The 2,859-nt window shown below is 69.5% G+C and carries 3 protein-coding genes; 1 reads left to right on the forward strand and 2 read right to left on the reverse strand.

The genetic code is table 11. The features are described 5' to 3' along the window. Positions 1-635 (reverse strand): DUF3417 domain-containing protein (locus tag A5780_RS12290; RefSeq protein WP_156769470.1); only part of this gene is annotated, 635 nt, incomplete at its 3' end. An 81-nt stretch (positions 636-716) separates the two neighbouring features. Beyond that, positions 717-1,478, reverse strand: a complete 762-nt coding sequence (locus A5780_RS12295) for a dienelactone hydrolase family protein (RefSeq protein WP_064908484.1) — start codon at positions 1,476-1,478, stop codon at positions 717-719. A 183-nt stretch (positions 1,479-1,661) separates the two neighbouring features. Between A5780_RS12295 and A5780_RS12300 the strand changes: the two genes are divergently transcribed. Then, positions 1,662-2,859 (forward strand): maltotransferase domain-containing protein (locus A5780_RS12300; protein WP_156769471.1); only part of this gene is annotated, 1,198 nt, incomplete at its 3' end.

Below are 2,859 nucleotides of genomic sequence, written 5' to 3' on the forward strand. Positions count from 1 at the left end.
ACCCGGGCGCGCAGCACCCGGCTCTCGGGCATGGGCACGTGGACGAGCACCGGGGCGCCCTCCTCGGCCAGCAGTCGCAGCGGCAGACCTTGCGGATCGAGGTCGGGATAGCGCTCGGCCTGCCAGCCGTCGGCGGTGAGCGACTGCCGGAAATAGCCCGACCGATACAGCAGGCCGACGCCGATCAGCGGCAAGCCCAGATCCGAGGCCGCCTTGAGATGGTCACCGGCCAGAATTCCCAGCCCGCCCGAGTAATTCGGCAGCACCTCGGTCACACCGAATTCCATGGAGAAGTAGGCGATACCGCGCGGCGCCGGGGTTTGCGGTTGCGCGGCGTTATGTTCGGCGAACCAGCTGGGTCTGGTCAGATAGTCCCGCAGGTCGGCCTCGGCGGCGTCGACGGCCGCCTGATAATCGGGGTCCGCGGCCCACTCGTCGAGCCGCTCCGCGTCCACCTCGCCGAGCATCCGCACCGGATCGCGGCCGACCCGCGCCCACAACTCGGGATCCAGCTGCGCGAACACATCCTGAGTAGGCCCGTGCCACGACCACCGCAGATTGGCGGCCAGCTCACCGAGGGCGGCCAACCGCTGTGGCAGATGGGCACGAACGGTGAAACGACGCAATGCCTTCACCGGGTAGACCCTACACGGCGGTATCGGGCCGCACCCCGCACGCCGAGACCGGGCCAGCGCGCTGACCTGCTGCGAAAGGTGTTATCCCCGCAGCGTCCGAGCGAGCAGGGCCAGCAGTTCGCGCCGGTGCCGCGCATCGGCTTCGCGGTCGTAGGCCGCGGTGTCGGTCTGGGTGTAACCGTGGTGTGCGCCGGGGTAGACCTCGGTGCGGTAGCGCACTCCGGCCGCGGCCAGCGCCTTGTCGAACGTCTCGATCTGGTCGGGCGTCAGCGAGCGGTCCTGGTCGGCATGGCCGAAATACATTTCCGCCGTGGCACTCTCGACGGCGAGATGCGGGCTGTCGGGGCCGTCGACGACCAATCCCCCGGTGTGGAATCCGGCCGCGGCCGCGATTCGGTCACCGAACGCGCCGGCCGTGTACACCGTCAACCGGCCGCCCATGCAGTAGCCGGCGGTGGCCATCGGCCCGTCGGCCGTGTGCTCGAACGCCGTGAGCCAGTCCAGATAGGCACCGGCGTCGCGGACCACGAGATCGCGGGTGAGTTCCCGCAGCATCGGGACGATCGTGGCGAACAGGTCCGGACGCTGCTGCGGGTCGATGAAATCCGGCAGCTCGACCAGCGGCGCCCGGCCGTGCCGGTAGAAGACGTTGGGCACCAGCACCGTGTATCCGGCCGCGGCGACATCGTCGGCCAGCGCGCGCAGGCTCGGACGCAGTCCGAACGCGTCCATGTACAGCAACACACCGGGGTACTTCCCGCCCGCCGCGGGATAGGTGACGTACGCGTCGGCGACACCGTCGGGCGTCGCGATCTCCACGGCCTGCCCCTGCACCGCTGTCATGCGCAATTCCCTTTCTCTCGGCTCTCTCGGCGAATTCGTTCGTGCCGGTAGTGCGCACCGGCGTCCACAGAAACGGAACCAACGCCCCGGAAAGTCTGCCACGGGCACCTCCGGCCCGCAATCGCCCAGGCCCACGTCGCGCGTGTTCGTGGTCGCGCCCGGACTACCGGTACGGTTGGTGCCGTGACCGGTCGCATCGCCATCGATGACACCGCCCCGGCCGTCGCGGGCGGATATCCGGCCAAGGCCGTGGTCGGCGAGGTGGTGCCGGTACGAGCCGTGGTGTGGCGCGAGGGCCACGACGCGGTGGCGGCCACTCTGGCCGTGCGCGGACCGGGCGGCGGACGCACCCAGCGGATCCGGATGGCGCCCGAGTTCGAACCCGATGTCTTCAACGCGGTCTTCACCCCGAATACGCCGGGGCTGTGGACCTTTCGCGTCGAAGGCTGGGGCGATCCGATCACCGGGTGGCGGGCCGCGGTCGAGGCGAAACTCGCCGTCGGCCAGAGCGCGGCGGATCTGGCCAACGATCTCGAGATCGGTGCCCGGCTGTTCGAACGGGCGGCCCAGGCGGTGCCGAAACGCCAGTGGGAGAAATTGCGCGCCGCCGCGGCCGCGCTGCGCAGCGACGGGCAACTGCCGGCGCGGGTGGCACCCGCCTTCAGCGCCGAGGTGGCCGAGATTCTGCGCGAGACGCCGCTGCGCGATCTGGTGACCCGCGGTCCGGCCCACACCGTGCTGGTCGAGCGGCGGCGAGCGCTGGTCGGCTCGTGGTACGAATTCTTCCCCCGCTCCACCGGCGGCTGGGACGCCGACGGAAATCCGGTGCACGGCACCTTCGCCACCGCGACGAAAGAACTGCCACGCATCGCGGCCATGGGTTTCGATGTCGTCTACCTGCCGCCGATCCACCCGATCGGAACGGTGAATCGCAAGGGCCCCAACAACTCTCTGACCTGCGGTCCCGATGATTTCGGTTCCCCCTGGGCGATCGGCTCGGCCGAAGGCGGCCACGACGCCGTCCACCCGCTCCTGGGGACCGAGGCGGATTTCGCCGAATTCGTCCGTGCCGCAGGCGAACTCGGTCTCGAGGTGGCGCTGGATCTGGCGCTGCAGTGCGCGCCCGACCACCCGTGGGTGCGCAGCCATCCGGAATGGTTCACCACCCTCCCCGACGGCACCATCGCGTTCGCGGAGAATCCGCCGAAGAAATATCAGGACATCTACCCGCTGGATTTCGACAACGATCCGGACGGGCTCTACGCCGCCGTCCTGGGCGTCGTGCGGCACTGGATCGCCTTGGGAGTCACCATCTTCCGGGTCGACAATCCGCACACCAAACCGGCCGACTTCTGGGAATGGCTCATCGCGCAGGTGCGCC

Origin of the sequence: Nocardia sp. 852002-20019_SCH5090214 (genome assembly GCF_001665865.1) — a bacterium.
Classification (GTDB): domain Bacteria; phylum Actinomycetota; class Actinomycetes; order Mycobacteriales; family Mycobacteriaceae; genus Nocardia; species Nocardia nova.

Coding starts and splice junctions, on each gene's coding strand:
- A5780_RS12295 (WP_064908484.1), bottom strand. CDS start 1,478: ATGACAGCGGTGCAGGGGCAGGCCGTGGAGATCGCGACGCCCGACGGT.